This is a genomic window from Streptomyces sp. NPDC037013, from assembly GCF_055607265.1.
In genome coordinates this window covers 141,221-162,694 of record NZ_JBVJRV010000012.1, presented here as the reverse complement: position 1 = coordinate 162,694, position 21,474 = coordinate 141,221, and the positions used below count along the sequence as shown (strand labels likewise).

General features: G+C 69.3%; 21 protein-coding genes and 1 pseudogene. 10 read left to right on the top strand and 12 right to left on the bottom strand.

All coding sequences use genetic code 11. The annotated features are described in order from the left end of the window. Positions 1–396 precede the first annotated feature (396 nt). Positions 397–564 carry a hypothetical protein gene (locus tag ACZ7DY_RS35980; protein WP_471143322.1) on the top strand — a complete coding sequence of 56 codons (168 nt, stop codon included), beginning with the start codon at positions 397–399 and terminating at the stop codon, positions 562–564. Positions 565–1,051: 487 nt separating this feature from the next. Here ACZ7DY_RS35980 and ACZ7DY_RS35975 read toward each other — a convergent pair whose 3' ends face one another. Then, positions 1,052–1,978 carry an alpha/beta hydrolase gene (locus tag ACZ7DY_RS35975; protein ID WP_471143320.1) on the bottom strand — a complete coding sequence of 309 codons (927 nt, stop codon included), beginning with the start codon at positions 1,976–1,978 and terminating at the stop codon, positions 1,052–1,054. Positions 1,979–2,047: 69 nt separating this feature from the next. On the opposite strand from ACZ7DY_RS35975, the gene ACZ7DY_RS35970 reads away from it, so the two are divergent. Further along, entirely contained in the window at positions 2,048–2,524 is a 477-nt protein-coding gene (locus ACZ7DY_RS35970; RefSeq protein WP_471143317.1) for a MarR family winged helix-turn-helix transcriptional regulator, read from the top strand. Positions 2,525–2,606: 82 nt separating this feature from the next. On the opposite strand, the gene ACZ7DY_RS35965 is transcribed toward ACZ7DY_RS35970, so the two are convergent. Continuing rightward, positions 2,607–2,819: a hypothetical protein gene (locus ACZ7DY_RS35965; RefSeq protein WP_471143314.1), complete on the bottom strand. Its 213-nt coding sequence runs from the start codon at positions 2,817–2,819 to the stop codon at positions 2,607–2,609. 11 nt (positions 2,820–2,830) lie between these two features. On the opposite strand from ACZ7DY_RS35965, the pseudogene ACZ7DY_RS35960 reads away from it, so the two are divergent. Next, positions 2,831–3,037, top strand: a pseudogene (locus ACZ7DY_RS35960) (NF041680 family putative transposase); the annotation flags it as partial. Between the two features lie 9 nt (positions 3,038–3,046). On the opposite strand, the gene ACZ7DY_RS35955 reads toward ACZ7DY_RS35960, so the two are convergent. Continuing rightward, positions 3,047–3,838 carry an MBL fold metallo-hydrolase gene (locus ACZ7DY_RS35955; protein WP_471143311.1) on the bottom strand — a complete coding sequence of 264 codons (792 nt, stop codon included), beginning with the start codon at positions 3,836–3,838 and terminating at the stop codon, positions 3,047–3,049. Between the two features lie 93 nt (positions 3,839–3,931). Here ACZ7DY_RS35955 and ACZ7DY_RS35950 point away from each other — a divergent pair, with 93 nt between their 5' ends. After that, the gene (locus tag ACZ7DY_RS35950; protein WP_471143309.1) at positions 3,932–4,540 is read left to right on the top strand and encodes an ABATE domain-containing protein; all 609 of its coding nucleotides are present in this window, start codon (positions 3,932–3,934) and stop codon (positions 4,538–4,540) included. A 319-nt stretch (positions 4,541–4,859) separates the two neighbouring features. Here ACZ7DY_RS35950 and ACZ7DY_RS35945 read toward each other — a convergent pair whose 3' ends face one another. From ACZ7DY_RS35945 to ACZ7DY_RS35935, 3 genes are all read right to left on the bottom strand, one after another. Next, positions 4,860–5,720, bottom strand: a complete 861-nt coding sequence (locus tag ACZ7DY_RS35945; RefSeq protein WP_471143307.1) for a nucleotidyltransferase domain-containing protein — start codon at positions 5,718–5,720, stop codon at positions 4,860–4,862. Positions 5,721–5,823: 103 nt separating this feature from the next. Next, positions 5,824–7,206 (bottom strand): helix-turn-helix domain-containing protein, encoded by a 1,383-nt coding sequence (locus tag ACZ7DY_RS35940; protein WP_471143305.1) that lies wholly within the window; start codon positions 7,204–7,206, stop codon positions 5,824–5,826. Between the two features lie 615 nt (positions 7,207–7,821). After that, positions 7,822–8,310, bottom strand: coding sequence for an RICIN domain-containing protein (locus tag ACZ7DY_RS35935; RefSeq protein ID WP_471143304.1), 489 nt, complete (start codon positions 8,308–8,310; stop codon positions 7,822–7,824). Positions 8,311–8,843: 533 nt separating this feature from the next. Here ACZ7DY_RS35935 and ACZ7DY_RS35930 point away from each other — a divergent pair. Continuing rightward, positions 8,844–9,503, top strand: a complete 660-nt coding sequence (locus ACZ7DY_RS35930) for an ArsR/SmtB family transcription factor (protein ID WP_471143301.1) — start codon at positions 8,844–8,846, stop codon at positions 9,501–9,503. A gap of 76 nt (positions 9,504–9,579) precedes the next feature. On the opposite strand, the gene ACZ7DY_RS35925 is transcribed toward ACZ7DY_RS35930, so the two are convergent. The 3 genes from ACZ7DY_RS35925 to ACZ7DY_RS35915 all read right to left on the bottom strand — a co-directional run bounded on the left by ACZ7DY_RS35925 (position 9,580) and on the right by ACZ7DY_RS35915 (position 12,346). Beyond that, positions 9,580–10,713: a hypothetical protein gene (locus tag ACZ7DY_RS35925; RefSeq protein WP_471143299.1), complete on the bottom strand. Its 1,134-nt coding sequence runs from the start codon at positions 10,711–10,713 to the stop codon at positions 9,580–9,582. A 326-nt stretch (positions 10,714–11,039) separates the two neighbouring features. Further along, positions 11,040–11,762: a cysteine hydrolase family protein gene (locus tag ACZ7DY_RS35920; protein ID WP_471143297.1), complete on the bottom strand. Its 723-nt coding sequence runs from the start codon at positions 11,760–11,762 to the stop codon at positions 11,040–11,042. Then, complete coding sequence (locus ACZ7DY_RS35915) at positions 11,762–12,346, bottom strand: isochorismatase family protein (protein WP_471143296.1); 585 nt, start codon at positions 12,344–12,346, stop codon at positions 11,762–11,764. The genes ACZ7DY_RS35920 and ACZ7DY_RS35915 overlap by 1 nt, the downstream gene beginning before the upstream one ends. Positions 12,347–12,512: 166 nt before the next feature. On the opposite strand from ACZ7DY_RS35915, the gene ACZ7DY_RS35910 reads away from it, so the two are divergent. After that, entirely contained in the window at positions 12,513–13,514 is a 1,002-nt protein-coding gene (locus ACZ7DY_RS35910; protein WP_471143294.1) for a GlxA family transcriptional regulator, read from the top strand. Between the two features lie 90 nt (positions 13,515–13,604). On the opposite strand, the gene ACZ7DY_RS35905 is transcribed toward ACZ7DY_RS35910, so the two are convergent. Next, positions 13,605–14,321, bottom strand: a complete 717-nt coding sequence (locus ACZ7DY_RS35905) for an MIP family channel protein (RefSeq protein ID WP_471143292.1) — start codon at positions 14,319–14,321, stop codon at positions 13,605–13,607. 268 nt (positions 14,322–14,589) lie between these two features. On the opposite strand from ACZ7DY_RS35905, the gene ACZ7DY_RS35900 reads away from it, so the two are divergent. From ACZ7DY_RS35900 to ACZ7DY_RS35885, 4 genes are all read left to right on the top strand, one after another. After that, positions 14,590–15,174, top strand: coding sequence for a sigma-70 family RNA polymerase sigma factor (locus ACZ7DY_RS35900; RefSeq protein WP_471143290.1), 585 nt, complete (start codon positions 14,590–14,592; stop codon positions 15,172–15,174). Next, positions 15,171–15,926 (top strand): anti-sigma factor, encoded by a 756-nt coding sequence (locus ACZ7DY_RS35895; RefSeq protein WP_471143288.1) that lies wholly within the window; start codon positions 15,171–15,173, stop codon positions 15,924–15,926. Before ACZ7DY_RS35900 ends, ACZ7DY_RS35895 begins: the two co-directional genes overlap by 4 nt. A gap of 75 nt (positions 15,927–16,001) precedes the next feature. Beyond that, on the top strand, positions 16,002–17,642 hold the full coding sequence (locus tag ACZ7DY_RS35890) for a molybdopterin-dependent oxidoreductase (protein WP_471143287.1): 1,641 nt from the start codon (positions 16,002–16,004) through the stop codon (positions 17,640–17,642). Positions 17,643–17,789: 147 nt separating this feature from the next. Continuing rightward, complete coding sequence (locus ACZ7DY_RS35885; RefSeq protein WP_471143285.1) at positions 17,790–18,443, top strand: fasciclin domain-containing protein; 654 nt, start codon at positions 17,790–17,792, stop codon at positions 18,441–18,443. A 67-nt stretch (positions 18,444–18,510) separates the two neighbouring features. Here ACZ7DY_RS35885 and ACZ7DY_RS35880 read toward each other — a convergent pair whose 3' ends face one another. Continuing rightward, the gene (locus tag ACZ7DY_RS35880) at positions 18,511–19,845 is read right to left on the bottom strand and encodes an extracellular solute-binding protein (RefSeq protein ID WP_471143283.1); all 1,335 of its coding nucleotides are present in this window, start codon (positions 19,843–19,845) and stop codon (positions 18,511–18,513) included. A gap of 3 nt (positions 19,846–19,848) precedes the next feature. Next, a complete protein-coding gene (locus tag ACZ7DY_RS35875; protein ID WP_471143281.1) occupies positions 19,849–21,432 on the bottom strand; it encodes a class I SAM-dependent methyltransferase in 1,584 nt (527 codons plus the stop codon). Positions 21,433–21,474 lie beyond the last annotated feature (42 nt).

The window sequence follows — 21,474 nt, the reverse complement described above, 5'->3', positions numbered from 1 at the left end:
GCGCGCGGTCTGCTCCGCAGACACGCCGCGCCGCCGCTACGCGGCGGGAAAAGGGAATCGCTCCGCAATTCCGAATTCCGGCTCCGCCGGAATTCCTGCCAACTCCGTTGGCAGGGGCCCGAATTCGCTCCGCGATTCGGGCCCTAGAGAGGGATTCGCTCCGCGAATCCCTCTCAGGCTGGCTGCTCGGCGGAGTCCTAAACGCTCTCCGCTCTCCTCCGAATTTCTGATAGGTCGTCAATGCGGCTTGTCCTCCAGCCATCTGGGCGAAGCGGTCAAGGGATCGCTCCGCCCAGTGCTGCGTCGGCGTCGACACCCTCGATCGTGTACATGAAGTCACAGGGCAGTCCCTGCAGTATGTCCGGCCGACGGACTGTCGAAGGAGCAGCGGAGTTGGTGATCTCAGTCCAGGTCTGGTTGACGTTTGTGCCTGCCGCAGTCACCAGACCGATTCCCGTGATCACTGGTATCGACGGACAGCTCCTCCTCGATCACCAGCCGCAGTTCCTCGAGCGCGAGGGAGTCGATCGCGAGCTGGTGAAGCGGCATATCCGGGAGCACTGACGATGGTGAGAGCCTGAACATTCTGGTGAACAGGCCAGTGACGTGATCGGCAGTATCCAAGGCCGCTCCTCCTCGTTCCTCGCGCGGTCAACACCTACGTCACTGGTCGACGTCGCTTCCCAGGCGGAGTTACGCCTTGCACACCAGTGGTGGAGACGCGGTCGCGGGACCGAGCGGGCGAGAACGTAGGGCACCGACCTCGTTAGCGTCTTGCCGCGACAACCGGCCGGGGGGGCAGGCACGGCGCGGGTGAGGCCGGGCCCCACGCCTCCGCCGCCTTAGAGGAGCACGGTCGTAATGCCGGATTCGAGCATCCTGGACCTGAATGCCGTGGCGGGGTGGTGGTGTGGAGACGGTACGTACGACGGTCAGATCGTCCGCCTTGATGAATGGTCGGGTGTTATCAGGCATCCATCTCCCGCTGCTGGGCGGCGGTCGGCCAAGACCCGGGGTGGAGGTCATGGCCCGAGTGAATCCGGGGGCGGTCCTATGCTGCTGACGTGTGTGCTGTGCTCGTGGCGCGGATGTGCTGGCTTAGGAAGAGTGCTGCGCGGTCCAGTGCCTCGTCCGCCTCGTCCAAGACGCCGGCGAAGGACTGGAACACGTGCGGCACGTCGGCGGTGATATCCAGGATGACGTCCACTCCGGCTGTCCTCGCACGTGCGGCCAGGCGTGTGGAGTCGTCCAGCAGGACCTCGTTGGTGCCTACTTGGAGCAGCATCGGGGGGAAGCCGGTCAGGTCGGCGAGGACGGCAGGGCTGAGCAGGGGCTGATGCGGGTCGGCTCCGGCGAGGTACATGGCTCCGGTGTGTTCTAGGGCCTCGCGGGTGAAGATCGGGTCGATGCCTGTTTTGGTGTCCATGCTCTCGCCGGTTCGGGTGGCGTCGAGTCCTGCGGAGAACGCGACGAGTGCGGCGGGCAGAGGGAGGCCTGCGTCTCGGGCGGCCAGGCAGGTCGTCACCGCGAGACCGCCGCCTGCGGAGTCCCCTGCGAATACGACGGCCGAAGGGTCATGACCGCTGTCGAGGAGAGCGCGATAGGCGCTCAATGCGTCCTGTGTCGCGGCCGGGAACGGGTGCTCGGGGGCGAGTCGGTAGTCGACCGAGTACGCCTCGAAGCAGGTTTTGACGACAAGGTGTCCCGTCAGTGACAGCACGCTCTGTGGGGAGCCGTATACCCAGCCGCCCCCGTGGAAGTAGAGGATCGTCCCAGCGTGTGAGCGGTCGCTGTCCGGCTCGACGTGCAATGCGGGCCGGTTGCCTAGCTTCGCGGGTGTGGTGCGGATGCCGTCGGGCACGATCATCCGGGCCATCAGAGCTTCGAATCCGGCTCGGATCTCTGCGAGCGACCGGGAGCCCTGGGGCCGCGGTTGCCGCAGTATCGCGTCGACCTTCGCGCGCTGTTCCTTGCTCATAGGTGTGCTCCCGTCAGAGGTAGCTTCCATGGAAGTATATGCCTTGGAATGTAACGTAGACTATATGCCATGGCATCCACATCGAGCGGCGGAACGGTCGATCTCCCGGGCTTCTTCGCCGACCTGGTCCGATGCGAGACGCGTCTGTACAACGCCCTCAACGATCGGCTCCGCGAGCGGCACGGGATCGTCACCTCGCAGTTCGAAGCCCTGCGCTACCTGCGCGACCACTCAGGGTCCCGCGTGGCGGACCTCGCCGCCGAATTCGCCATCGGCATCGGGGCGGCCAGCAAAACCATCGACCGCCTGGAGAAGCAGGGTTGGGCCGCCCGACAGCCGAACCCAGCCGACCGCCGCTCGTCACTGCTGGTCCTGACCGACAACGGCACCCAGCTCGTCGACGCCGCAGAGAAGACCTTCACCGCCAAAGCGGCCGAGCTGATCGGAGGCGCTCTCGACAACTCCTCAGCGGCGGCCGCCGCACAGGCCCTCTCCAAGCTGCGCTCTGTGCTCGAACGCGACCAGATCGGCACACCCACGGGCTGACGAGCATCACCTCGGACCGGAGGGGCGATACCCGGGCTGTACGGGGTGCGGCGAGCGGTCCAATCGGGTCGGATGCGCGGGATCAGTCGCCTTTGGCGTCCTCGACGGCGTCGATGGCACGGAAAGGGCGCAGCCTCTGGCTGGGGCTGGTCGACTCTGCGGATACGGTCCCCGCCACCACTGACCGCCTGAAGGAGGCGGGGCTCGTCGCGTTCGAGGAGAACGACACGTCCTGCTGCTGGCCCGGGGTGTCGGGCGTGACGTCCAGGCGGCCGGTGTCGGCGTCGAACGCCATGCCCCGGGGCCGCCCGGCTCACCCCGGTCCGAGTTCGCCGAGGGTTTCGGATCCTTCGCCCGCATCTGTGCTGTCCGGCCAGTGCACAGAAACCCTCAACGCCTGGGTCAGGAAGGCCACTTGGTTCGTAGGGCCGCCGCCCCACGGCCCACTATGACGTCGGGAAGACGATCAGGCGCCCTGTCAGCAGCATCGAGTGCGACCGCCTCGGAGGTTAAGAGACAAGCTCAGGCGCGTTGGGTCCAGTCCTGGTCCAGGCGGTTGGTCAGGTCCGCGGCGGCGAAGGCTGCCTCCAGCTCGTCGCGGCCCTCGGTGAAGTGGGCCCAGCTGTCGTGGTGGACCGGGACGACACGGCGGGCGTCGAGAATCCGGGTGGCCTCGGCCGCCTGGGCGCTGTCCAGGACGATCAGGTTGCCGTCGAAGACCATGGGGAAACGGGGGGCGCCGGCGAACAGGAGGGCGGTGTCGATCGGGGTGAAGCGCTCGGCGATCTCCCTGACCGCGTCGAGTGAGGCGTTGTCGCCGCTGACGTAGACCGTCGGCAGTCCCTCCCCTGTCAGGACGAAGCCGACGACCTGGCCGGCGAAGGGCTCGACTTCCTCGCGTGCGCCGGGGCCGTGGATGGCAGGAACCCCGGTCACCGTGATGGTGCCGCCGCCCGGGCGTTCCAGCTCGATCGATTCCCAGTCGGCCAGGCCCTTGGCCTTCGCCCCCAGGCGCTTGCCGCCGCCGGGGGTGGTGAGGGTCAGGGGGGCGTCGGCGAGCAGGGCGCGGCCGGAGGTGTCGAGGTTGTCGGCGTGCTCGTCGTGGGAGAGCAGGACCACGTCGATGGGGCCGAGCTCGGCGGGTGTGGTGGCGGAGGGTGCGGTTTTGGTCAGGGTGGGGCCATCGGGTGAGGGGTAGTCGCCGGGGCCGTCGAAGGTCGGGTCGGTCAGGAAGCGCAGGCCGCCGTACTCGAACAGGGCGGTCGGGCCGCCGAAGGTGCGGACCGGGAACTGGTTGGCGTTGAGCTGAGACATCACGTCTCCGTTTCTCACGAAAAAAACCTGTGGTTAGCGTGATTGCAGGCTAGGCAGGCATCACGGAAAAATGCAAGAGCTACCATGAGAGCCATGGATGAGACCCTGGCCGCCGACGTGGCACCGACTGCTCTGCCCCCGGCACCGGGTGCCGACCGGTACCGCTCCCTGGACTTCGCCGACACCGCGGCCACCCTGCCCGCCGGCCAGAGCTACGACCTGCTCGCCGCCCCGGAATCCGCCATGCGTTGGCTCGCCGCCCACGGTCTGACCGCCCCGGACGTGCAGCTGTACGAGGTGTGCGCACAGCGGATGCGCACGCTGCGCGCACACATCCGCGCCCTGTTCGCCGCGCGCATCGACACCACCGCCCCGTCCGAGGAGTCCTTGCGCGCGGTGAACGAGGCCCTCACGGCCGTGCCCACCGCTCCCCTGCTCGCCTGGGACGGGGCCCGGGGGCTGCGCCGCATCCAGGCGCACCCCACCGACCAGGCCGTCAACCACGCACTGGCGACCCTCGCCGCCGACGCCGCCGACCTGCTCACCGGTCCCGACGCCGGCATCCTCGCCGCCTGCGGATCAGTCCCCTGCGACCGGTTCCTCCTGCGCACCCACGGCCGGCGCCACTGGTGCTCCACACGTTGTGGCGACCGCGCCCGCGCCGCCCGCGCCTACGCCCGGCGCAGCGGCGCCTCGGGCTGACGCACCACGCCCTGTACGCCGCGGCCGCGCCCGATGGGAGATGAACCATTCGAGGGCCTTGGCGGGTCGTAGAAATAGAACCGCGGCGCCAGGCGGGGCCACAGGCGTAGCTGGTACGAGGCGGCAGCCGCCTTTCCAGGCCGCCGTCACCGAGCACGCCACAGCCACTGGTCAGCCGTGCCATGAGGTCGAGCAGGCCGTGAAGAAGGTGCGGCACCTCGATGCGGTGGCGCCGGAGTATCTGGCGCGCGTTGCCGTCCTGTTCGGCCGGGCCGGCAACGCCGGCCGACCAGGACTCACCTGCGGATCGGCGTTCTCGTCACAGGCGAGGGAGGGCGGAGCGGTCCTGGACGGTGACGTGGAGCGTGTGCAGGGGCTGGGTGCGTGTGGGGCGGACGACCTCGAACCAGTGGGTGCCCTCTTGCAGGTGGTGGGAGATGCTGCGGTAGTGGCGCCAGCCGAATCCGATGCCGGTCTGCCAGGTGGTGTCGCTGTAGCGACTGCCGATGACCGGTTCCCCGTGCAGGTAGACGGAATCTAGAGGGCGGGAGGTGGCTTCGAGATGGGCGAGGACAGCCGCTGCGGCGCGGCGTAGCGGGCTCGTCTCGCTCCAGCGGGTGAGAGCCTCGAGGGCTGCGGGGTGGGCGGGTTCGGCGTCGGGGAGCTGGAGTTGGCGGATGGTGGCGGCTTTTCGGTCGACGAGATCGGTGAGATCGATGCGGACCGGGCGCGGGACCCAGCGGTCGATGCCGTCGAAGGCTTCGATCATGTGGTCGCGTGGAGCCCGGCCCGCCTCGGGGTCGGGGGTGATGGCGGTGAGCCGGGCGCGGGCGGCATCGACGGGTTCCCCCCGTGTCCACAGCAAGGTCAGCTCGAACCCTTCCGCTTCGAGGGTCTTGCGTTCACCGAAGTGGATCTGCAGGCCGCGGCTTCTGCCCTTGAGGGCGCGCTTCATCGAGGCGTAGGGGTCGCCGCCGTAGGACAGGGAGTGAAGGAACTCTGAGGTGAGGCGGTCGTCCCTGCGGTGCTCGACAACCAGGTCGACGTCTGAGGGGCTCAGTGCGCCGCGTGCGTAGGAGCCGAAGACGAGGATCTCGTCCACGAGGTCCAGCGGCCAGCCTCCCTCCTCCAGGCGGTCGAGCATGTCGTTGAGGAGCGTGGTGGCGCGCTCACGTTTCACGGAAGACCTCCGCTGGTGGGTTCAGGTGCCGGTGCACCTGGGTCTGTGGTTCAGCCGGTCTGCCGCAGGGGTGCCCGGCAAGGGATGTGGGTGCGGTGGTGTCCTACAGGGTGGTCGGCAGTGAGATCACCGGCTCGGAGATGGCCTGCGGGATGCAGGCGGGGACGGTGTGGCCCGCCTGAGTGCAGGCCAGGGTGAGGAGTTGGAGGTAGCCGAGGGAGACCGGGCGTCCGGGGAGCTTGCCCGCTGCCTGTTCGAAGCGCTCGAGCGTGGCGGATTTGATGCCCAGGTGCCGGGCGGCGTCGTGGAGATCGAGTCCCGTCGCTTCACGGGCCTGCCTCAGGAGTGGGGCGTTGTCGTGCCAGAGCTGTGGCGTCGTGTCGGTGATATTCCGGGCGACGGCCGCGCGGGCCGCGGCGAGGGCGGTGCTGATCCGGTCGTCGCGGGGTCCGAGCAGGAACCGGGCGAGGCGGGCGGCCTCGGCTGCGTGGTCGACGCCTTCGCTCCAGGGCTGGGAGGCTTCCTCGTACACGCGGGCCCGGGCTGTGGCGCAGTCCTCTCGCTCGCCGGATTCGGCGCCGTAGGTGCGGTGGCGGTCGCTGGTGCAGGCCAGTGTGCTGTCCTTCGCGAGGTCCATGTCGCGGTCCTCGTCGGCCTCGATACCGTCGATGGCGTCCCGGACCTGCTGACGTTCTTGTGGGGTCAGGACGCTCGCGAGTGCTTCTGCTGCGGCCTGGGCTTCGGGACGTCCGGCGGGCTCGAAGCTGCCGCCCCAGGTGTGGGAGGCGTCTTGTCCCTCCGCCTTCTGGAAGGCCACGTCGATGGCTTCGAAGGTGTGCGGGCTCCAGGCATGCATCATCAGGATGATTTCCTGCACGGCGCGCTGGGCGGCCGGGTCCGTCTCCCGTGCGGTAGCGCTGCTGTGGTGGCTGTGGTGGCCCCGGGTTCCGCTCATCCAGTCGGTGAAGGTCTCAGGCCGGCGGGGGTCGGACGGTTGGGTGGCCGTAAACCAGCGCGCTGCCCGCACGACGCAGGCATGTGCGTGCTGGATGGCGGCGTACCAGCCGAACAGTGCCTCGCGGTAGTCATCCGCATGACGGTCCTCGGCAAAGGTGCCGGTCTGGGTGCGGCAGTGCTGCGGGCATTCCGCCTCGTTCACCCGGTAGAGAGCGGCGCGGGTTTCGGGGAATGTCAGCAGAGCGATGTCCAGGTGCTCGTATTTGGGGCCGCGGTCGCGGCGCTTTTCGAGCCCGTGGTCGAGGAAGACCTGGAAACGGGGTTCCTCACGCCAGTTCACCGCGGCCCTGCGGACACGGGAGTCGCTCTGCCACGCTCTGGTCGCGATGACCTCCCGCAGGGCCGAACCCACATCCCGCCGCAGCGCCGCACCCCATGTGATCAGCACCGGCAGGCACTGGGGGTCACTCCCCAGCGCGGACATCACCAGATCGACGTCGTCATGACGATGAAGATGACGCTGCAACACGAACTCCCCACCTTGAGTGCAACAGTCCCCAACTGCCGCCGCACCGTGGTGTGGAGGCAGTCCTCCATCTTGCACGAGGGGTAGGACAACGCATCGGTGGATGGGGGACACCGGAGCTTAAGGAGTTCGACGGCGTCGTCACCGTCGAGGGCATCGTCGACCTGATAGGCCAGCACAGCCCCGCCAGATACACCCGTATCGCCCAACCCCTCCCCCCGGCGGTGTGGGAGGCGGGGGCAGGAGGCCGGGAGGGCGGAAGCTTCCCCGGGGCCATGAGGCGTAGCTTGGTGCGATCGGATCATCACGATGCGCTCGAACGGGCCAATCCCCCGCCACACCGACGCCTGCCGGCTCCAGGAAAGGGAGACCCGCGGCCCGGGGAAGTAGGCGGCCGACGGGCCGAGGACCGGACGGCTGCTGCGGAAACCCCCGCCCGGATCGGCGAACACGGGTTCTCACGCAACGTGACCGCCAGTCAGTCCCCTCGGGACCCCACACCGCTCAAGTTCGAAGCCGAGTTGTCTCTGCATGAGACAGCCGTCAGGTGTTGCTGAAGGAGGTCGCGGCCGGGGCGGCGACTCTACCGCCGCCCCGGCCGCGATCGCAGCACCAGTCTCAGGTGATCCATGTCCAGTACTGGTTGTTGGAGCCGCTGTCGGACCACAGTCGCTGGCGGTTGCTGTCCATGTCCAGGAGGAAGCGGTGGTTGTAACTTATTCTGTACGCTTCCAGGTTTTTGATGTGCTGGGTGTAGTTCACGTTCATCTTGAACCCCCACCTTTGTTGGCCGGTGCCGTTGCACGCCCACGTCTGGACAGCCGCGCCGCCGGTGAGGTTGTTGGCGTCCGCGTCCAGGCACTGCCCTGTGGCGACGTTCACCGCCTCGTACCAGGTGCCGCCCGCGCCTTCATCGCCTGCGGGGTAGATCGTCCATTTCTGCGAGTCGGTGTTGGCGCAGGGGGCCAGGGCCGTGCGTGCGCCGGTGCCGCCCGTCGCGGCGACGCAGTAGTTACCCCATCCGTAGTTCTTCAGCCGGAACGTCCCGATGGGGGAGGCCGCGCTGGCGCTGCCCGCACCTGCCCCCATCAGTGAAGCCAGCGCCATGGAACAGACCGCAGTGGTGAAGGCCAGTGTCCTGCGTACGCGCAGGTGAGAATTGCCTTTTCCCGAAGAGGGCTGGGACGCTGCTGCCGTGTCCGCGGCGTCGGCCGCGCGTCGGTTCCTGAGTTTCATGAGTTCCCCTTTGTGTGCGATCACATGGACGCATGGCTGGAGCGCAGCGGCACGATCAGGCTGTCGGGGGGCCGTGTGGGGTCTGGTTTCCCGTAGCGTCGTGCCGTGGTGTGTACGCATCGTTTCGGTTGCGCGCGGCCAGGGGTAGCTTTCGTCTTGCACGCGCAAAAGCCCTGATGGGGACGTCAAGTGCACGGGGGGCAATCTTGATACGGATTCACCTCGGGACAGCGGGCTTAGGCAGCGTCCGCGTCTGTACCTTTCCGGATTTCGATGCCGAACTGACCGCTGCCGGGGTGGCTTACGTCCGAAGTGGGCGGCCTCAGGCCTCGTTGGCGCAGCTCTATACGCGTAGCTTTGCGCCGGATCTTGGTGGCGGTGTCAGCCGCCTGTATCTTTCCCACTTGTTCGCCCGGCGCAGTCCCACGCCTTTCACCAAGGCCCTGGCCGAGGGTGAGGAACGGGCCCGCAGCGTCTTGGAGAACGCCGTTGCCCACGTGCGCAGTACCGCCATCGAGCCGTACCGTTTGGGCATTCGATCCGCGGTCGCAACCCGTGCCGTCGGTCTCTCCCAGACCTATGTCGGCAGTGGTGCCTCGGCAATGCTCCAGCACCTCGGACACGGAATCAGCTTCCGTCACGGGATCCTGGAACTGCCGACGGCCTTTGACGCGGACCTTGAACTCGGTGAAAGGGCTCTGCAGATTCAGGCGGTAGCCCTCAGCCGGCGGGTCACTTTGGCCGAGCCGGCCGGCGGTCAGCTGACCGTCCGGATCCCCGCAGGGCCTGCCCCGCGCATCGGGCCGGGACAACGGGCAGCCCTGCGCACGCTACTGGGCGCCGGCAGAGCGGAGGCTTTGGCGAGCATTGTCCTGTCCGGAGGCGCCACGGGGCGGCAACTGGCCTCCCTGCTCGGCGTATCGGACGCCGCGGCCAGCCGGCACGCCGCGGTCCTGCGGCGTGCCCACCTGATTCAGTCTCTGCGGAGGGGGCAGACCGTCACGCACGTCGCGACGTCCCTGGGCTACCGCCTGGCGCAGCCTGACGTGTCCTCCGCGCCGTGATCGCGACAGGGTGCGCCGGCGGCGGCGTTCGCTGTGGTGGCTCCCCCCGTTGGTCAGCCACCACGTGGGTGTGCCGCTACTTGCGGACCGGGCAGGCTCCCGGGGCGGCGACGGTGTTGTACAGGGGGGCGGCCTGGGGTGTCACCGTGGTGCTGCCGAGCTGGTTGAGGATCTCGTCGGAGAGCAGGTCCTGCTGGCCCTTGAGGGCGTCGGCGACCACGGTGGCCTTGGGGAAGACCATTTCCGCGGCGATGTTGTCCTGCACGATGCGCGCGAGGTTGTCCAGGGCGGTGAAGACGGGGTCGGCCGGCGGCTCGAGGCCGGGCAGGTCGATCAGGTGGGTGGCGACCTTCGCCGCATTCATGCAGTCCTTGATGATGATGGTGTTCTGGTTGAGCACGCTGGTGGTCCACTGCGAGATGACCACGCAGTACAGGTCGGCCCACGCCTTCTCGCCGACCTTGGCGCGCCAGGTCTTCATGATGTCCTGCACGCCCTTGATCTGGGCCTGTGAGGCATGCTCCATGTTGGTGCGGATGGCGGGGTAGACGCCGGCGGAGAACTGCTCGAAGGACGCCATGTCGAAGTGTTTGGCGGCGATGGAGTTCTTGATGAACGTCAGGGCGCCGTCGAGGATCGCGGCGCAGGACGTCTCCAGCGTCGCCGGCAGTGCGGCGGCGGCCAGGTTCTGGCGGGCGGTGGTGAGCTTGGCGGCGTAGGCCTTCAGGGGCTCGATCCAGGCGGTGGAGGTGTCGTCGTTGTAGGCGACCATCACCAGGTCGTGCGGGTCGATGCGGTTCGCGTTCGGCAGGTTGGGGATCTTGTCCGAGAGATAGGAGGCGATCACGGAGAAGATGCCGAGCGGGGTGTGGGCGATGGACTTCGCCAGCTCGAACGTCGGGGAGACGGGGTTGACGGACTCCTGGCCGCTGCTGGTGACGAGGGTGAACCGGCCGCCCTTGGCGTCGTTCTGTACGACGACCACCGGGGCCAGGTGTTTGATCAACTCGGCTTTGAGGGCGGCGTAGTTGGTGCGCATGCCCGCGTTCACCGCGAACATCGAGGCGCGTGCCTGTTCCTGGGTGACCGCGGCGGTGCTCGCCTCGTCGGCCGGGAGGGTGTCGGCGGCACTGGGGGTCGCCGAGTAGCCGAGGAGGGCGGCGGTGCTGACGCCGGTGGCGCTGCCTATGAAACTTCTGCGCGTGGCCATCTTCGTTTTCTCCGTAGTGCTGTTGAGATCGGTCTTGGGTGGTTGGGGGGGATTGCTTGCATGGGGGGATCTCCCTGTTGGGGGGATGGGGTGGGGGTGAGATGGGCGAGATGGGCGAGATGGGCGAGATGGGTGAGATGGGTGAGATGGGTGAGATGGGGGTGCGCACGAGGGCAGGGAAGAGCCTGGGATGGCCGCTTCCCTGCCGGGGAGTGCGCGGGTGCCGCGTGAGGGCGGCGGCGTGGTGCGGGGCCACGTGGGCCACCTGCGTGCGGCCCGTGGGCCCCTGCGTGGGGCGCGCGGGCTGAACGTGCCGTCTGCGGGGGCTACTTGAGGTCGCGCTGGTGGGGGACCACGACGCCGAAGCGGTCCTGGATCGTGGCGAGGGCGGACTCATGCACCTGCTTGGCCGGGATGCCGCGGGGGTTGCCGTTGACCGGGAGCGGACGGGTCGCCGAGGCGTCGCCGATCACGGTCGGGGCGTAGCCGTTGTAGACGGCGCCCTCGGTGGTGAAGAGGGTGCACATGTGGGTCATGAAGCCGGAGATGATGACGTTCTTGCGGCCGGTCTTCTTGAGTTCGGCGGCGAGGTTGGTGTCGTGGAAGCCGTTGGGGACGGCCTTTTCGACGACGGTCTCCCCCTTGGCCGGCTTGAGTGCCGGGATGATCTGGCCGGCCTTCGACTTGAGGTCGTAGCCCTTCTCCACGATGTGGATGACGGGCGTGTGCGCCTTGCGGGCCCTCTCCAGAAGGGTCTTGGTGTTCTTGACCGCCTCGCGCCAGCCGGTGAGCTCCATCGTGCCGCCGGTGTAGACGTTCTGGTAGTCGACCAGGACCAGCGTCGCGTCGGACAGCTTCGCGGGCGTCTCGTCCAGCTTCATCAACTGGCGCAGCGTCGTGGTGTCCTTGGCGTGGTTCTTCTCGTGGCGCTGGTCGCGGCTGTCGGTGCGCGTGGCGGCCTCGGAGTTTCCGCCGCAGGCGGTCAGGGTGGCGGCCAGCACGGCGGCGGCGCCCAGGGCGGCGGCCGAGCGGATCAGGGTGGTCTTCATCAGACGATGTCCTTGTGGGTGGGGACCACGACGCCGTACAGGTCGGCGATGGTGGCCAGCGCGCTGTAGTGCACCTGGCAGGCGTCGATGTCGGTGCCCGCGACGGGAAGTGAGCGGGTCGCGGTGGCCTCGGCGACGACGGTGGGGCGGTTGCCGTTGAGGAAGGCGCCCTGTGCGGTGAAGGCCACGCACATGTGGGTCATCCAGCCCGCGATGATGACGTCCTGGCCCTGGGTGAGGTGGGTGGCCAGGTCGGTGCCCACGAAGGCGTCGGGGGCCTGCTTGACGACGACGGGCTCGCCGTCCAGGGGGGCGACCTTGGGGTGGATGCCGCCGATCTCGGCGCGGATGTCGTACGGGGTGTTCTCGCCGCCGTCGTTGATGACGTGCACGATGTTGGTGCCGGCCTCGCGGGCCCGTGCCAGCAGCTGCGCGGCGGCCTCCAGGGACTTCTCCCAGCCGTCGAGTTCCATGACGCCCTGGGTGTAGGTGTTCTGAAAGTCGATCAGGATCAGCGTGGAGCCGGCCAGTGTCGCGGGCTCCTGGTCGAAGCCGTTGAGTTCGCGCAGCGTCGTTCTGGACATGGGTGTACCGCCTTCGGTGATGCGTGGGAGAGGTGCAGTGGCGGGTCCCCGCCGTGCTGCGTCTCCCACGCTAGGACCGGGCCGGTACGTCGGCAATGACATGTAACCTGCAGATCCAGACATGTGCCGGGCATCGCCCGCGACCCGGCCGACCAGGGAGCGTTCCGTGCCGGACACCGCCGCCCGACGGCTCATCGTCATCGTGCTCTTCGAGGGAGTCGACCTGCTCGATGTCACCGGGCCGCCCGAGGTGTTCTCCCTCGCCCTGCGCGAGACCGACGAGGCGGCGGGCTACCAGGTCGTGCTCGCCGCCGCGCGCATGGACCCGGTCACCACGGGGGCGGGCGTGCGCATCCTGCCCGACCTCACCTTCGAGGAGGCCGCGCGCCGCAGCATCGACACCCTGCTGGTGCCCGGCGCCGTGACGGTGGACGAGGAGCGCCGCGTACACCCGCTGGTCGATCCCGATCTCGTCGCGTGGGTGAAGGTCCTCGCCGGGCGTTCGCACCGGATCACCTCCGTGTGCGTGGGCGCGCATCTGCTCGCCGCGGCGGGGCTGCTGGACGGCAAGCGGGCGACCACGCACTGGTCGACCGCTCAGCAGCTGGCGGCCGACCACCCGGCGGTGGAGGTCGACGCCGACCCGATCTTCATCCGTGAGGACAACGTGTGGACCGGGGCCGGTATCAGTGCCTGCCTGGACCTCTCGCTGGCGCTGATCGCCGACGATCTCGGCGAGGCGGTGGCGCTGCGGGTGGCCCGCCAGCTGGTGATGTACCTCAAACGCCCCAGCGGGCAGAGCCAGTTCAGTGTGCCGCTGACCCAGCTCTCCACGACGCGGCGCATCGAGGACCTGCGCCACCACATCCTGCGCCGCATCGCCGAGCCGCTGACCGTCACCGAACTCGCCGAGTACGCGCATGTCAGCGACCGGCACCTGACGCGCCTGTTCAAGACCGAACTGGGCGTCACCCCGCACGCGTACATCGAGTCGGTGCGCGTGGAGAAGGCACGCCACGACCTGGAGTCCTCCGATGCCACGCTGGAGCGGATCGCGTCCGCCTGCGGTTTCGGCACGGTTGACACGCTGGTACGGGCGTTCCGGCGCCGCCTGAACACGACGCCCGGTGAATACCGGCGCAGGTTCCGGGTGCCGCAGATGCCCTGAGCCCCCCCCTACTCCCCTCCCCCGGCGCCCGGTCGCCGGTGCGGGGCGGAGCGGGGCGGGTGGCTGCGGGGTGGGGCGGGCGGCTTGGGGTTACGCGGCGGACGCCTTGTCGGCGATGACCCGCTCCTCGCCCGCGGGGTGGGTCACGTGGTGCACGAGCGCCGCGATGACGCCGCCCACCAGGGGGGCCACGATGAACAGCCACAGCTGGGACAGCGCCGCTCCCCCGGCGAACAGGGCGGGGCCCAGGCTCCGGGCGGGGTTGACCGAGGTGCCGGTCAGCGGGATGCCGACCAGGTGGATGACGGCCAGCGCGATACCGATCGGCAGCCCGTCGAAGCCGGTCACCGCCACCCGGTGCGTCACGCCGAGGACGACGAAGACGAGCAGGAAGGTCAGGACCACTTCCGCCAGGAAGGCGCCGCCCAGGTTGATGCCGACCTCGGAGCGGTCGTCGTAGCCGTTGCTGCCGAATGTCTCGCTCGTCTTCAGGCCCGGCACCTGCTTGGCGAGCAGGAAGAGCAGGGCCGCGCCCGCGATGCCGCCGAGGAACTGCGCGATCCAGTAGGTGACGGCGGTGCGGCCGTCGATGCGGCGCGCGACGAGCATGCCGAGCGTCACCGCCGGATTGATGTGGCAGCCGGAGATCGGGCCCAGGGTGTAGGCGAGGGCGAGCAGCGTGAAGCCGAACGCCAGCGCGATGCCGGGCGTGCCGATGAACTCCGCGCCGAGCACCGCCGACCCCACGGCGAAGAAGACGAGGAGCAGCGTTCCCAGGAACTCCGATATCACCGCTCTGATCTGCACAGCGACCACCTCGCAGGCTCGACGGGCCCCCTGGTCATCGTCCGCCTGCCCGCGTGTGCTCACCTGTTGTGCCGGGGCCTGAGCCCGTAACGTACGCCCATTCGAGTGATGGGCCGGCTGTGGCCGACGGCGGGATCGGCCGGCGCGGGGCCGGCCGGGGCGTGCGCGGTTTCCCGGCGTACAAGTGGTCGTGGGTGGGACCAATCCTTGCGGGGGTTCGCGCCGGATCATTCGTACACGTTGCCCCTCTTGCTGAAAGATCACCGATATGAACGATGCTGTACGCATCGGATCCCAGGCAGCGCCCGGGCCTGATCTCCAGGAGTTGGTCTCCTGCGTCGCGCGTGGTGACGAGGAGGCCTTCTCCGGCGTGTATGACGCCGTGATCGGCCGGGTTCTCGGTGTGGTGCGCGCGGTGCTGCGCGATCACGCGCAGTCCGAGGAAGTGGCCCAGGAGGTTCTGGTCGAGGTGTGGCGCACGGCTCCGCGGTACCGGCCTGATCTTGGGACGGCCATGAACTGGGTGCTCACCCTCGCCCATCGCCGGGCCGTGGACCGGGTCCGTTCGGTGGAGGCCTCCACCGCCCGTGAGCACAGAGCCGCCCTGCTCGAACAGGTCCCGGAGTTCGACGAGGTGAGCGAGCAGGTCGAGAACCGGCTGGAGCGCGAGCAGGTCCGCCGCTGCCTGCGCGCCCTGACCGAGCTCCAGCGCCAGTCCGTGACGCTCGCCTACTATCGCGGGCTGACCTACCGGCAAGTCGCCGAGCTGCTCGCTCTGCCGCTCGGCACCGTCAAGACGCGCCTGCGCGACGGGCTCATCCGTCTGCGTGACTGCTTGGGGGTGAGCGCATGAACAGCGCCGCGGACCTGCACACCCTTACGGGGGCCTATGCCGCCCACGCGCTGGAGGACGAGGAGCGCGAGGCCTTCGAACAGCACCTGGCCGTCTGCGCCCCGTGCGCCCAGGAAGTGCGGGAGCTGCAGGCCACCACCGCCCGCCTGGGCCTGGCCACCTCGGTCGTCGCCCGCCGCGCGATGAAGGACGAGGTACTGCGCCGGATCGCCACGGTCCGCCAAGAGGTGCCGCTCACCGGGGAAGACGGCCGGGACCGGACGCCTTCGCACCGCTCCCGTCGCCTCGCGCGATGGGCCCTGGCCGCCTGCCTCGCCGCGGCGGCCGCGCTCGGCGGCACCAGTGTGTGGCAGTACGGCCAGGTGCAGACCGCCCGGGACGACGCCCACCGGGCGCAGGAGCGGGGGCAGGAGCTGGCGGCGCTGCTGGCCGCCCCCGACGCCCGGACCCGTACGGGCAAACTGGCCGGCGGTGCCAGCGCCACGGTCATCGTCTCCGCCAGCCGTGACCGGGCCGCTTTCGTGGCCGCCGGCATGGCCAAGCCTCCTGCGGGCAAGGTCTACCAGCTCTGGTTCTCCGACAAGGGAGTCATGCGCTCCGCGGGGCTCATGAATCCCGCCGAGAGCACGCAGAGCGTGCTGATGGAGGGTGAACTGGACGGAGCGGCCGGGATGGGCGTCACGCTCGAACCAGCAGGTGGCTCCCCCCACCCCACCACCGCGCCGCTGGCCCTCATGGATTTCCCAAGTTGACCCGGTGCCCTGCCCCCTATGGGCAAGAGGAGTGAATGACCAATCCGGCGGCCTGGCGGGGACGTATTCCTGAGCATGGACGATGCAACGCGGCCGCTTCGCGGCCTCACACGGCTGGCACTGGGCGCGCTGAGCGGTCTGCTGGCGGCGTACGCGGCGATCGCGGTCGCCGAACTGGTCTCCTCGGCGGTACGGCCAAAGGCCGGTCCGGTCGTCGCGGTGGGCGGTGCGGCCATCGACCGCACCCCGCCCGGGGTCAAGGACTGGGCGATCCGGGAGTTCGGGACCAACGACAAGCTGATCCTGCAGCTGGGGATCCTCGCTGTGTTGAGCGCGCTGGCTCTCGTGCTGGGGGCGGTGGCCGCGCGCCGGCGGCTGGGCGGTTCGCTCGGTGTGCTGGCGTTCGGGGTCCTCGGGGCTCTGGCAGCACTCAGCAGGCCTGACTCGACGGGGCTCGCCGATGCCCTGCCCTCGGTGGCCGGTTCTGTCGCGGGCTCCGGCCTCCTCTACTGGCTCACCGGCCGACTCGGCGCACCCCGTACGGCCACGGGTGCGGCAGGGGGTGCCCTGAGTACGGATGCTGGCGGCGGGCCTGCCGGCGCGCCGGGTGGGTCCGAGGAGGCCGGCTGGGACCGGCGGGGCTTCATCCTCGCCGCGACCGCGGCGGCGGCCGCCTCGACCGGCGCGGGGCTCGCGGGCCGGGCGCTCAACGGCTCGCGGGGACAGAACGCCATCGCCTCGCGCAACGCCATCGTCCTTCCCGCGGTCAGGTCGGCGGCGGGCGTCGTGCCGCGGGGCGCGGCCCTGCCCCTCGACGGGATCAGCCCGTTGGTGACACCGAACGAGGACTTCTACCGTGTGGACACCGCCCTGGTCGTGCCCAAGGTCGACGCCACCTCCTGGAAGCTCCGCATCCACGGCACGGGTGTGGCCCGCGAACGGACGCTGTCCTTCGCCGACTTGCTGGAGATGCCGCTCATCGAAAGGCGCATCACCTTGACGTGTGTCTCCAATGAGGTCGGCGGGCCATACGTCGGCAACGCCCGCTGGATCGGTGTCCGTCTCGCCGAGTTGCTCGGGCAGTGCGGAATCAGGCCTCCCTCGCGAGGCGGGCCCGCCGACCAGTTGGTCGCCCGTTCCGTGGACGGGATGACCATCGGCAGCCCCGTCGAGGACGTCATGGACGGCCGCGATGCGATGCTGGCGCTCGGCATGAACGGCCGGCCCCTGCCGTTCGAACACGGTTTTCCCGTCCGGATGCTGGTACCCGGGCTATACGGGTATGTCTCGGCCTGCAAGTGGATCCAGGACATCGAGCTCACCACGTTCGACTCCTACGACACCTACTGGGTGAAGCGGGAGTGGGCGCAGCGTGCTCCCATCAAGACGCAGTCCCGTATCGACACTCCCCGGCCTTTCGCTCGTCCGAAGGCGGGCCGGGTCATGGTCGCCGGCATCGCGTGGGCCCAGCACCGCGGTATCGACAAGGTGGAGGTGCGGGTCGACGACGGGCCGTGGGTGAAGGCGCGGCTCGCGGCCGAGGACACGCGGGACACCTGGCGCCAGTGGTCCTACGCCTGGCAGGCCACCAAGGGAAATCACACGCTGACCGTCCGGGCCACCGACCGCACCGGTGAGACCCAGACCGCGGAACGCACTCGCACCATTCCCGACGGTGCCTCGGGTCGGCACTCGGTGGTCGTCACCGTCGATTGAGCGCGGCCGGCCGGCAGCACCCCCTGGTTCGTCGCGCGCTCACGCTTGCGCACTCTTTCGGGGACGGGACCAATCCGTCTGGCGGGCAGCTTCGGATTCCGTGTGATGAAGGCAGACCGGCCTTCTGGAACCGATTGAGGACCAGCCATGCAGATTCGAATCCGCCGTGTTGCCGTTGCCGTCGCCGCTGCCGCCGTGTTGCCGCTGGGTCTGACCGCCTGCTCCGACAGCGACTCCTCCAAGGACGAGGCGTCCGGCAATTCCTCGTCCGCCTCCTCCGAAAAATCAGCCGCCACCGAGCCGTCCGGTGATACGGCGGCTATGGACGAGCCGTTCGGTCCCGCCTGCTCTTCCGTGCCCAAGGACGGCAAGGGCAGCTTCGACGGGATGGCCAAGGACCCTGTCGCCACCGCGGCGTCGAACAATCCCGCGCTGTCGACGCTGGTGACCGCGGTGAAGAAGGCCGGTCTCGTGGACACGCTGAACAGCGCGGAGAACATCACGGTGTTCGCGCCCACCAATGACGCCTTCGACAAGATTCCGCAGAAGGATCTGGACGCGGTCCTCAGCGACAAGTCCCAGCTGACCAAGATCCTCACGTATCACGTCGTCGGGAAGAAGCTGGCCCCCAAGGATCTGGGGAGCGGCTCCTTCGAGACGCTGGAGAAGTCCACGCTCACCACGTCGGGCTCCGGCGAGTCCTACAAGGTCAACGGAGGCAGCAAGGTGGTCTGCGGCAACGTGAAGACCGCCAACGCCAACGTCTACATCGTCGACACGGTCCTCATGCCCAAGAGCTGACCATGACCGCTGACCGCTGAGTGCGCCAGGGGCGTGCTCGCCGCCTGAACCGGGTCACCTGTGGGGGTCAGGTGGGTTCGGGGTGGTGGGCGGCGTGGCGTTCGGTGGTGCGGCTGTTGTAGGCATCCAGGCGTTGCTGTGCCGCGGTGGTGGCCTGCGTGAAGCGTTTGACGGGGTCGGCGTCGTGTTCCAGTACGTCGCTCATCGCCTGGACCAGTTCGGCGTGCATGGTGGCCAGTTCACCGACCAGTGCCCCGGTTGCGGCCGGTGTCCCGCTGTTGGCGTCGAGTTGTTTCGGGGCCTGGAGGTGGTGCGGTTGGTCGGTGAACCAGCCTTCGGCTTCGAGCAGGCGGTGGGAGCCGTGGGTGACCGGGATGAAGCCGCTGGATCTGTGCCAGGCAGCGGCGTTTTGCGGGTTGAGCAGGTATTGCAGGAAGGCCAGGGCGCCGTCCTCCACCTCCCGTGGCAGGCCGGCGGCCAGGAAGAGGGAGTCGCCGCCCAGGACGTCGCCCGCGTAGGGGACGGCGCCGTTGTGCGGCAGGCCGGTGGTGGCGACGTCGATTCCCGCCCGGGTCGCGGCCGCCACCACGGGCTGGGCCATGACGGAGGAGTTGCACAAGAACGCCACCTTGCCCTCGGTGAAGGCCTTGAATGTCCCTGCCCAGTCCTGCGGGGTGCCGGTGTGGAGGTACAGGCCGTCCTTGTGCAGTCGCTGCCACCATGTGGCCCAGGCCAGAAGTTCCTTGGAGGCCAGGTCCACTTTCTGGGCGCGGCCGGAGCGGCCGTTGTCGTGGTCGGCCAGCAGGCCGCCCTGCTGGCACACCGCGCCCTGGAAGAACCAGCCGTCGTTGGCCCAGGTGATGGCGTGTGAGGGGCCGCCCGCGGTCTGTACGACGGCCCTGCACGCGGCCTCCAGGCTGTCCCAGTCCTGTGGCACCTCGGTGATGCCGGCTGCCCGCAGCATCGCCATGTTGGTGTACAGCAGGCCGGTGGAAACGCTGAACGGCATCGACACCAGTTCGCCGTCGTAGCTGTAGTAGCGGCGCGCGGCGGCGACGAGGTCGTCGAGGACGACGGGTTCGCCGAGGATCTCCCGGCGTGCGCCGATCGCCCGCTGCACCGGGGCGAACAGGGGCCCGCCGGTGGTGGCGCGGGCGTCGCGGGCGTGCTGGGTCTCGGTGAAGAAGACGTCGACGAGGGCTGGGACGCGGCCCTGGTCCAGGGTCCGGATGAAGTCTTCGCGGCCGGTGGGGGTCCAGTACCGGTAGGTGTGGATGCGGATCTCGTGGTCTGGGTGGGCTGCGCCGAACTCGGCGGCTCGTCGGCGCACCGGGTCCAGGAAGCCCTCGAAGGGGTGGTCGGCGAAAAGTACGTCGACGATGATGCGGCCGTCGTCCTTCACGGCTCAGCCCTCCCGCTCGGCGGTGAGGAAGACGAAGGTGCCCGGCCCGGACTCCTCGACCACGCGCAGTCCGGCGGCGGCCAGCCAGGACCGGATCTCCTGCGGTTCGAACAGCAGGTAGCCCTCGGGGCGGGCGGGGAAGATGTGTGAGCGCTGGAAGTAGCGGTAGACCGGGTCGTCGGCCCAGCGGAAGGTCATCAACGTCAGGATGCCGCCGGGCCGCAGGCAGCGGCCGATCTCGGCGATCGCCTGGGCGGCGTCCGGCATCGCCTGCAGGGCGTTCCAGCAGTTGACGGCGGTCAGGCTGCTGTCGGCGATGGGCAGTTCGAGGGCGCTGGCCCTGACCGCGGCCACCTGGGGCAGCCGGCCGCGCAGCCAGTGGAGCATGGCGTCGTTGAGGTCCAGGGCGATGACCCGGTCGGCGCCGACGGCCTCGGTGACCACCCAGGTCCAGCGGCCGGCACCGGCCGCAAGGTCCAGGACGGGGGCATCCCCGCGGGCGGCGGCCGCGCGCAGCCGCTCGGTCATGTAGGCGTCTTCGACGGCCGGGGTGATGCTGCCGTCCCAGTTCTGGCCCATGACGCGCAGGAAGGCCGGGCGCAGGCCGGCTTCGTAGTGCCCGCCGACGGTGCTCATGACGGCGGCGTTCTGCAGGACGTCGGCCTCGATGTCCTCGGCGGTCTCGCTCGCGCCGGCGCCGGGGTGCTCCCGGCGGGAGAGGTCGAGGATGCCGGCGGGGGTGAGGGGGTAGCGGGTGGCGCAGCCCTGGCAGTGGGCGGCCTTGTCCTGGAAGGTGAGGGGGTTTCGGCAGGCGGTGCAGCGCAGCGTGGGGGCGTGGCGGGCGAAGGTGCGGGGGTGGGCGGGGCCGGGTGGCTGGTGGGGGGCCGACCAGTAGGGGTTCTGGTCGGTGACCGGGGTGGGCATGGTGTGGGCGGTCACCGACCACAGGGCTTTGGCGCCGGCCGTGGCCCACAGGGTGCGGGTGTCGTCGTGCCAGGTGGCGGTGGTCTGCTGGGGTGTCAGGGTTTTGATCCAGGCGCGGTCGAAGTCCCGTTCCCGGTCGTCGATGTCCCAGTCGAAGGGCGAGGGCCAGGCCCGGCCCAGGTCGGGGTCGAGGGGGTTCAGCCGGGTCAGTCCGCGCTCCAGGCGGGTCCGGTCGTCGGGGTCCAGGGGTACGCCGTCGAAGGCGGACTGGATGCGGGTGCGGTCGTCGGGGAAGTGCGAGAGCAGGTAGAGCAGGGCCAGGGTCAGCGGTGTGACGGTGGTGGTCTCGCGCACTTCGTCGAGGAGGGGGTCCAGGCCCTGGCGTACGGCGGTGGCGACCGGGCCGGTGAGGGTGGGGTACTCGGCTTCGACGAGGAGGCCCAGGGTGATGGCCAGGTAGCCGCGGTGTGGGGCGTCGGTGTCGTCCCAGGCGGCCAGCAGGTCGGGGACGGCTTTGTGGGGTGCGGCGGGCTCGTTCAGTGTTCCGTCGGTCCAGAACGTGGCGACCAGGCGTCTGAACGCCTCGGCCAGCGCTTGGGAGTCGGCTGCGCGGAAGGCGGTCAGCGCTCCGGTGGCGGTGGTTGGCTCGGCGTTCGGGGCCATGGAGATCCTCTCTTTGGCAGGTGTGTCCCCACGGTGGCCCGC

Bases quoted from the DNA above. Each gene is read 5' to 3' on its own strand.
- ACZ7DY_RS35965 (WP_471143314.1), bottom strand. From the start codon at position 2,819: ATGGCGTTCGACGCCGACACCGGCCGCCTGGACGTCACGCCCGACACC.
- ACZ7DY_RS35935 (WP_471143304.1), bottom strand. From the start codon at position 8,310: ATGGCGCTGGCTTCACTGATGGGGGCAGGTGCGGGCAGCGCCAGCGCG.
- ACZ7DY_RS35885 (WP_471143285.1), top strand. From the start codon at position 17,790: ATGCAGATTCGAATCCGCCGTGTTGCCGTTGCCGTCGCCGCTGCCGCC.
- ACZ7DY_RS35920 (WP_471143297.1), bottom strand. From the start codon at position 11,762: ATGAAGACCACCCTGATCCGCTCGGCCGCCGCCCTGGGCGCCGCCGCC.
- ACZ7DY_RS35895 (WP_471143288.1), top strand. From the start codon at position 15,171: ATGAACAGCGCCGCGGACCTGCACACCCTTACGGGGGCCTATGCCGCC.
- ACZ7DY_RS35890 (WP_471143287.1), top strand. From the start codon at position 16,002: ATGGACGATGCAACGCGGCCGCTTCGCGGCCTCACACGGCTGGCACTG.
- ACZ7DY_RS35975 (WP_471143320.1), bottom strand. From the start codon at position 1,978: ATGAGCAAGGAACAGCGCGCGAAGGTCGACGCGATACTGCGGCAACCG.
- ACZ7DY_RS35925 (WP_471143299.1), bottom strand. From the start codon at position 10,713: ATGGCCACGCGCAGAAGTTTCATAGGCAGCGCCACCGGCGTCAGCACC.
- ACZ7DY_RS35955 (WP_471143311.1), bottom strand. From the start codon at position 3,838: ATGTCTCAGCTCAACGCCAACCAGTTCCCGGTCCGCACCTTCGGCGGC.
- ACZ7DY_RS35970 (WP_471143317.1), top strand. From the start codon at position 2,048: ATGGCATCCACATCGAGCGGCGGAACGGTCGATCTCCCGGGCTTCTTC.
- ACZ7DY_RS35900 (WP_471143290.1), top strand. From the start codon at position 14,590: ATGAACGATGCTGTACGCATCGGATCCCAGGCAGCGCCCGGGCCTGAT.
- ACZ7DY_RS35875 (WP_471143281.1), bottom strand. From the start codon at position 21,432: ATGGCCCCGAACGCCGAGCCAACCACCGCCACCGGAGCGCTGACCGCC.
- ACZ7DY_RS35950 (WP_471143309.1), top strand. From the start codon at position 3,932: ATGGATGAGACCCTGGCCGCCGACGTGGCACCGACTGCTCTGCCCCCG.
- ACZ7DY_RS35915 (WP_471143296.1), bottom strand. From the start codon at position 12,346: ATGTCCAGAACGACGCTGCGCGAACTCAACGGCTTCGACCAGGAGCCC.